Origin of the sequence: Lentilactobacillus dabitei, from assembly GCF_019061365.1 — a bacterium.
Taxonomy (GTDB): domain Bacteria; phylum Bacillota; class Bacilli; order Lactobacillales; family Lactobacillaceae; genus Lentilactobacillus; species Lentilactobacillus dabitei.
Map to the genome: position 1 here is coordinate 1 of NZ_JAHPPD010000102.1, position 8406 is coordinate 8406.

10 protein-coding genes are annotated in these 8406 nt (G+C 31.2%); all 10 read right to left on the minus strand.

The window, feature by feature from the left end; translation table 11 throughout:
* Positions 1-95: 95 nt before the first annotated feature.
* Positions 96-1094: a glycosyltransferase family 2 protein gene (locus KTE19_RS11935; protein ID WP_217342366.1), complete on the minus strand. Its 999-nt coding sequence runs from the start codon at positions 1092-1094 to the stop codon at positions 96-98.
* A gap of 24 nt (positions 1095-1118) precedes the next feature.
* The gene (locus KTE19_RS11940) at positions 1119-2246 is read right to left on the minus strand and encodes a polysaccharide polymerase (RefSeq protein WP_217342367.1); all 1128 of its coding nucleotides are present in this window, start codon (positions 2244-2246) and stop codon (positions 1119-1121) included.
* A 31-nt stretch (positions 2247-2277) separates the two neighbouring features.
* A complete protein-coding gene (locus KTE19_RS11945; protein WP_217342368.1) occupies positions 2278-3039 on the minus strand; it encodes a glycosyltransferase family 32 protein in 762 nt (253 codons plus the stop codon).
* Positions 3040-3064: 25 nt separating this feature from the next.
* Positions 3065-3556 carry a glycosyltransferase gene (locus tag KTE19_RS11950; RefSeq protein WP_217342369.1) on the minus strand — a complete coding sequence of 164 codons (492 nt, stop codon included), beginning with the start codon at positions 3554-3556 and terminating at the stop codon, positions 3065-3067.
* Positions 3556-4005, minus strand: a complete 450-nt coding sequence (gene pssD, locus KTE19_RS11955) for a PssD/Cps14F family polysaccharide biosynthesis glycosyltransferase (RefSeq protein WP_217342373.1) — start codon at positions 4003-4005, stop codon at positions 3556-3558. The genes KTE19_RS11950 and pssD overlap by 1 nt, the downstream gene beginning before the upstream one ends.
* 12 nt (positions 4006-4017) lie before the next feature.
* Complete coding sequence (locus KTE19_RS11960; protein WP_217342374.1) at positions 4018-4674, minus strand: sugar transferase; 657 nt, start codon at positions 4672-4674, stop codon at positions 4018-4020.
* 69 nt (positions 4675-4743) lie between these two features.
* The gene (locus KTE19_RS11965; RefSeq protein ID WP_217342370.1) at positions 4744-5511 is read right to left on the minus strand and encodes a tyrosine-protein phosphatase; all 768 of its coding nucleotides are present in this window, start codon (positions 5509-5511) and stop codon (positions 4744-4746) included.
* 22 nt (positions 5512-5533) lie between these two features.
* A complete protein-coding gene (locus KTE19_RS11970; protein WP_217342371.1) occupies positions 5534-6289 on the minus strand; it encodes a CpsD/CapB family tyrosine-protein kinase in 756 nt (251 codons plus the stop codon).
* A 24-nt stretch (positions 6290-6313) separates the two neighbouring features.
* Positions 6314-7171, minus strand: coding sequence for a YveK family protein (locus KTE19_RS11975; protein WP_085013086.1), 858 nt, complete (start codon positions 7169-7171; stop codon positions 6314-6316).
* A 29-nt stretch (positions 7172-7200) separates the two neighbouring features.
* Complete coding sequence (locus KTE19_RS11980) at positions 7201-8172, minus strand: LCP family protein (RefSeq protein ID WP_217342372.1); 972 nt, start codon at positions 8170-8172, stop codon at positions 7201-7203.
* Between the last annotated feature and the right edge of the window lie 234 nt (positions 8173-8406).

Sequence of the window (8406 nt, forward strand, 5' to 3'; positions counted from 1 at the left end):
TTACTAAATATCATAAGGGAAGGCATTCCCTATTTCTATACAATTCAGAAATCTTTTATGCATTTACACAAGATATTTTACACTCTCTTTTTGATTCACCCTTTCCTTAACATACTCATTAATTTGGAATAAAGTTTGGTTTTCATAAAAACGGATAACATATGTATCATACACGATCCTACTAAGGGAAAAGCATAGCTTAATTTTAATATTAAATTTTTTATTGGGTTTTCCATTTTAAGCGTTTTAAACTTAATTTGGGATTTCATATTTTTAATATTTCTCCTTATAAATTGACTATTTTCCTTACTCTTTCTCTCAGTTATTAACCATCCAACTAAATTATAAAAAATAACAGAATCAATTTGCGAATAAAATTCAGGATCAACTTTCCCTCTAATAAGATTAAGGGATTTAAAAAAAGATTTGCTAAATTTTTTTGATGCAGAATCTTCTCTTTGTAAATAAAAATAATGTCTTTTCTTTGTATAGGCTATAATTCTTGCATTATGTACAATACTAATATTAAATAACGTGTCTTCTAAGTAATTTATGCTCTCATTGAATTTAACATTATTAATTACATTTTTTCTAAAAATTCTTGTCCATACAAACCCTTTAAAACCTGTATCAGATAGTATTGAACGCATTGTTTTATCCCTTGATATGAGGCCTTCACATTCAAGAAGATCATTATTAACATTAGGATATATATTTTTGCCTCTGCATATATAGTAATTACTCATAACAACATCAGCATTAAACTTATTAATCAACCCAATCATTTCTAAACAGTAACTTTTATCATAAGTGTCGTCTGGGTCTAAAAACATAATATACGAACCACTAGCTCTATCAATACCATAATTTCTCGCATGCGATACCCCCAAATTTTTAGTATTATATAATTTAATTCTTTTATCCTTTTTTTGAAATGAGCTAATTAGCTCTTGTGAGCCATCGGTGGACCCATCATTAATCAAAATAACTTCAATATTTTGATAAGTTTGATTTAATAGACTATGAATAGCCGCTCTTAAATACTTTTCTGAATTATAAACTGGTACTATAATACTAATTAAATTTTCGCTCAATTTTATACTCCCCCAATTTTAAGCTTAATTAAGTTCCCTTTTTAAATAATTTTCTCTCTGTTCTTCCTTATATGATTCTGCAAGTAATATGGCGATAGGTAAAAAAAGTTCAAAATGTTGTAATGCAGTTTCTGTGAATCCAACTGCTGTATACATACCAAATAAAAGCATATCCTTGATTCTCATTTGATTAATCTTCCACCCCATAGAAACCAAAATACACAATAATTGAGTTGTAAAAATCATTCCCTTAGCCAATAAAGATTGTAAATAACCATTATCAAACATCGCATTTTCAAGCTCAACTGTTCTTAAAAAATGTATCCCATAAGTTGCATAAAATTGTTGATATAAATTTAATCTACCTGACAGGACCGAATCAGCCCACAAAGAATATGGATGAAGTAGCATATATAAAGACATAAAAAATATTATTATTGGAAATACACAAACACATTTTGATATTGTTTTTCCTCCCCTATCATAAACATGTTTGCCCATTAACAATGAAACAAAGCAATATAATATAATAACATATGTCGATGTTCGAGATTGCGTTTGAGTGTAAATAGCATAAGTCAATAATCCAACAAATATTGTTACCCATCGTTCCATTCTTGTATTGAGGGAACAGGTGGTTAATATAATTGAAAGCCATAATAGCATCGTAACATTAGGTTGTGAGAATCCTAAGGATTTTCTAAATATAAATCCATTAACTCTCCACATTTCGTAATTATTTGATCCCCAACCAGTCAATAAATTAATAGCCAAAATGATTCCAAACATTATTGCTGAAGAAAAACTCAACCACTTTAATATTTTTTGATAATTTATATCTGGTATATTGTTAAGCGCGTATATAAAAACAATCATCATTGTACCAGATATCATATAGATAGCTCCGTTTATAATGCAAATCATTATAGATATTACAAGGGCAAATACAAAAGTAATACTAAAACGATTATTTGAATTCACTACTAATATCAAAATTGGTACAATAGACAATACCTGAATAATAGATGCAATATTATTAGAAATTATATTTGCCCCATTTAGGATTGCCATTATAGAAATAGTAATTGCTGTAAAAATAAATACTTTAGTTGCTATTACTCCAATATTTTTATTCATATTTTCAGAATCCAATCCATTTGCTCCTAAAATTTTATTTTAATTATCAAAAATTATTTTTCATCCTTAATATTTTTTTGAATTTATTATATGTACCATATCCACATATATAATCAACATAATGCTTAATATATTTTTTTAAGATAATCATTCTGTCGCTTCCTTTAATATTATCAGATGCTTCCTTCCAAGATGCACTATAATGGTGTATAGATATAGTATTAGATGATACCTTATTATTTCGGTGACCAAGCTGGATAGGGCAAAAATAAGAGCTTGGATAAATAACCATCCCATTTATTATTTGCTTAGATTCATTAGCTTTAAAACCCATCAATGAAAGCAAATGTGTTGTCACGTCAACACAAAGTATTTCATTTAATGAACCATTAGAATTTATAAAATGCTTATTTTTATATTCTTTAAGATTAGACAAAATAAATTCATTTTTCTTAACAGATCCAAATCCAAGACCAGTATTGACAGAAAAACGATCTTCACAAGCAAAATAGGATTGGGCATTTAACACCGGATCTAAGCTTTTAATTAATTCAACATCAGTATCCAGATAAATCCCACCATGTTTATAAATAATATCTAAACGGGCTACATCTGATACAAATGCCCATTTCTTTTTTTCATAGGCTTCTCTGGCAAAACAATATTTATTAACATCAAAATTTTTTTCGTTCCATTGAATAATCTTATAATCAGGACAAAATTTTTTCCATGAATCTATGTTTAATTTGACACTCCCTGGCAAGGGCTCCCCCCCAAACCAACAGTAATTAATAACTTTAGGTATCATATAATTCTACTCCTTAAATAATCTACTAACTATTAAACATATTTTTCACTAAAGCATCTAGTTCCTGGTTAAATCTTTTATTATTACTGTGAAATTTCTTGTTTTCAGTATATTGCATATCATTGATTACTTCATATAAATCGTTTTCGCTAATAACTACTTTTATAGGAAAGCCCCTTTTTTGCAACTCTTTGCAAAAAAGGAGTTGATGGTTATTAACATGTTCATTGAATTTTTTCTGTCGTGGTATTACTATAGGCATTTTACCTTGCTTCAATGCCTCAATGAAGGAAGATGGGCCACCATGTGTAATAACTATAGTGGACATTTTAATAAGGCACTCCATTTTTGATTGTGAAATAAATCTCTTATATTGACAATGTTTAGGAATATAGGTACTATAACCTATTTGAATGAATACATCATCCATAATTTTATTTTGTCCCTTTAATATGTCTATTTTCCTTATTAGTCTATTAAATGGTTGTTCATGAGTACCTACAGTAACAAAAATCATTAAAATATGCTCCCTAAATATTTAGCTTTCGGATAAATCTTCTTCATTTCTTTCCACTGCACTATAAATAAATCAGTGATCGGATAAACTAATTTTCCAGTTAAGGTAGGCTTATCTATTCTGTCAAATACTTCTATATAAATAGTCTTGATACCCAAAATTTTTCCAACATAAAAGAAGGGAACTGCGACTGCCGCCCCAGAAGAAATTATTAAATCAGGCTTTTCTCTTACAAGGATTTTAAAAGCTAAAAAAGTATTTCTTATCAGGTTCTTAATGTTTCTATTGGTAGGAAAGTAACAGGAATATGTTCTTTCTCCATCTAATAAATACTCAGCATCCTCTTTGGGAAAAGTTACCCAGAACCTATCCTTATTCCCCCAAAATCTTTTTAACATGTGTAAATGTGTTAAGTGACCACCACTTGATCCAACCAAACAAATTTTCATCATAGTCTCCTCTCAATATGCACTATTAGGGAAAAAAATTATCCAAATAGTTTTAAACAATATAAAAAAATCAAGCCACAAATTTGAACTATTTATATACTTAATATCCAATTTCACCATTTCATGAAATCCAACTTTATTTCTTTCGCTAACTTGCCAAATTCCTGTACATCCTGGGACAACCAATAACCGTTGTTTATCATATTCAGTATAATCCTCCACCTCTCTTTTTAACGGAGGCCTAGGCCCTACTAAAGACATATCTCCCTTAATTACATTTAGTAATTGTGGGAGTTCGTCAATACTATATTTTCGAATAGTTCGACCAATTTTAGTGACTCGCGGATCCGATTTCATTTTAAACATAGCGCCCCCTATATCATTCTGATCTAGTAAGCCCTTTAACATTTTATCAGCATTTACAACCATTGATCTAAACTTATACATTCTAAAAGGGTGTCCATTCTTCCCAATTCTAATTTGAGAATAAATTATTGGACCATCTGGATTGTCAACTTTTATCAAAATGGCAGTAATAATAAATACAGGGGTTAAAAGAATGATACCAATTATACTTAATAATATATCAAAAAATCTTTTGAAAAAATGATAAAAGAAGCGTCGCTCAACTCGTTCCTTATTTACTACGACTACGTTATTATCTGTCATTGGATGACCGCATTTAGGATCTCCTCCACTACGTCTCTCAATTTGCATAAAGTATACATCACCTCCCCCTTATTTAAAAAAATGAAACAAATGTGTTTTTATTTTAGAAAAATCATTGGATAGAATATTATCACCATTAATTATTCTTTTGGCATTTTCATTAAATTTGGATACATAGTCATTCCCAAATTCATTACCCAATTTTGCAAAAGCATTAGTCATTTCATATTTACGATTAGGTAAATTATGAGCATCCGAAGCAAAAATGTATACTTGTCCAGACTGAATTAATTGTTTACTAAATTTTTGTACTTTGTGACCAAAGATTCCAACATAACTGCCAGCTGTTATTTGAGAAAGACAACCTTTATTTAACAAATCATATAAAATATCTGGTTGTTTCATAATCTTAGTATTACGTTCTGGATGAACGATAACCGGTATGATTCCCCGTTGCATAAGTTCATAAATCATATTACTAGTATAATTTGGGATATCGTCATCCGGAAATTCTAACATTAAGTATTGCCCACCCTCATCAGCAAATAAAATATCATCTTGATCAAGAGCAGTTAATAAATCGCCATTTATTCTAACTTCCTGCCCAGGAAAAACTTTGAGTGAAATTTTGTGTCTATCAAGCTCCACTTGAAACTCTTGTGTTTGCTGAATAACTGCTTTTTTGTGATTAAGATAAACACCATTCATATGATGAGGCGTTAATAATGCATAGTCGATGCCATCCCTTACTGCATCATTAGCTAATTTCAAAGAAATATCCATACTTTTAGACCCGTCATCCACCCCTGGAAGCAAATGACAATGCAAATCAATCATTTTATATCATATCCCTTGGCAACTATTTACCCTCATTATCATAACCGTACCCATATCCATAGCCATAGCCATAACCGTAGCCATAACCGTACCCATTCTTAGGTGCAACGTCATTTAATACATAACCTAATAAATTGGCTTTAACCATTTTTAAGAGTTCAGTTGAGCGCTTTATAGCTAATTTTTGTGCTAATCCTTGGCGCACTACCAACACCACCCCATCAACCTGAGCTGCAATAATTTGCGTATCAGTAACTGACAATAATGGCGGAACATCTAAAATAATCACATCATAGATTTTCTTAAAATAAGAAATTAATTCTTTCATCCGATTAGAAGCCAACAGGTCTGATGGATTAGGTGGAATGGGTCCACTAGTGATCACAGATAAATTATCAATCTCCGTCTTTTGCACTACTGAATTGAAATCTATATCAGTGGATAAAGCCGTGGATAGGCCATTGGTATTTAATAAACCAAATGTCGTATGCAAAGTTGGACGTCGCAAGTCTGAATCAATAAATAGAGTCTTCTGCCCTTGCTGAGCCCAAATGACCGCCAAGTTAGCGGAAACAGTTGATTTTCCCTCGCTAACTGCCGAAGAAGTAAAAATAATTGTTTTTAATTTTTGATTAACTGCTGAAAAATTAATATTTGTCCTAACTGTACGAAATTGTTCAGAAACAATATTTTTAGGATCAACATCAGTAATTAACTTCACACCATTTCTTAAAGTATCAGTGGAAAGCTTTTTTCTTTTACGATGAAAAATGTTCATAATTTTCTCCTGTATAACTAAGATTTAAACTCTTCGATGATTCGGTTTGAGATGTTCCCCATGACGTTTATTGGCCAAATGTGAGCCGTGTATCTTACGAATTTCTGCTATGTGACCTAGATTAGTCAATCTTAACTCATTGGTTAAAAATTCATCATCTTTAATTGTTGTATCTGTTAATTCTCTAATGAACGCATAACCTAATCCAACCAGCAAACCAATTACCGCCCCAGCTAGCAGCACTATTGAAGTTTTGGGGAACGACTTCTGCTTTACAGGTGTCGCTTCAGAAACAATGGTGACATTATTAATACTCATAATTCGACGAATCTTTTGCTTAAAAACCTGTGCAACTGTATTAGCGATTGCAGCTGATTTTTGTGGATCATCACTCTTCACATTTAAAGCAAAAACTTGTGAGTTTTGTTGATTAGTAACAGAAATAGCTCCCTGTAATTGTTTAACGCTCACATCATAAGGAGTCCCTGTTGATTTAACAACAGCTGGCCGTGATGCTTTAATTAAGTGACGATGACCATTTGCTGAAACATGGTATCGAGCCTTTCGTGCTGAACGAATTACTTTGACAGGATTAGCTAATCGCTCACTAGCTGTTTTCAAAACCAATTGGTTTGTAATGATATCCTTATAAGTACTGATCATTTGAACATCGGCTTGCTGATCCTGAAAAGCTGCCCCTGGAACTGAAGTATCTTTTTTTTGATTAACCAAAATTTGAGCAGTCGAAGTAAATTGGGGTGTAATAACAAACTTCTCTAAACCAACAGCAATAATTAAGCAAAGAATAAAACTAATCATGATAAAGATAATATGTTTACGAATAATCCCTAATATTTGGCGAAGGTCCAAATAGTTTTCCATGCTGTCCTCCAAAAAATTTATATATAGAATTAATAACGCGTCAATCCTAAATTATTTCGAATAATATTTGATGATTTTATCAATTCAGATTTTGAAACCACTTCAAAATCTTGACCACCAATTTCTTTACCCACTCCTTGAACATGATCAGAAACAACATGGTTACCAGCTTTACGATAGTTTATTGATAAACCAAACATTTGAGAACGATTCAAATCAGTTTGAGCTTGGTTAGAAATTGTTTTTAAAAAACTGCTAGATAGGAAAGTCCTATACGAAAACGATTTTTTTAATAGGCCTGTTAAAATTAATCGCTGGCGTAATTGTCGTCCATAATCTCCCTGAGGGTCGCTATATCGCATACGGGAAAACTTTAATGCATCATTCCCGTATAAATGATACTTCTTTCCCTTAACAAAATGGTCTCCTAAATATGTAAAAGTAAGTGGTGAAACTACAGTAACTCCGCCAACTTGGTTGATAGCTTTTTTTAGCCCTCCCATATTAACTAAAACATAGTAATCAATCGGGACTTTTAAATATTTCTGAACCGTATCGATAGATTCTTTAGTACCACCATAAGTGTAAGCAGCATTAATTTTAGCGGGAGAATACTCCGAATACCCAGATAAATTAACTTTCATGTCGCGTGGCAAACTCATCATAACAGTTTTCTGTTTTTGAGGATTAATTGACATAATAATCATCGTATCAGTTCTCCCCTTATACGTGCGACCAAGAGCGCCTGTATCAGTTCCTAAAAGTAAAATAGAAATAGGGCGTTTATTATCAATTAACTTGCCAGCGTTTCGTTCTTTATGAGCATTCGCTTTTTTGTAAACAATAGTGGTTGCCCTATAAATATTACGATAGGCAATTCCAGCAATACCTACCCCTAAAATCAATAACAATAATAGAAATAACCAAAATATTTTTTTGAATTTATATTGATTATGTTTTCTATGATTATGCAAATTCTTTTTAACAGGCACTTTCTTCATACGCTCCTAACTTAGCCAAAGCTTAAAATTATAAATACAGCCCTAATTTTTACATTTATTTAATAAATAGTCAATTGTCATTATATAACTAAACATTTCATTATTTCTGTCTACTAATTAACTACAAATTTTTAAAATGGGAATGGATTTAATACTTGAATTGTCAAATTAAGTGCAACACTACATTAAAGAATATTTCATAAGGCGTTTTCCATCCGAGACATTTACGGGGAC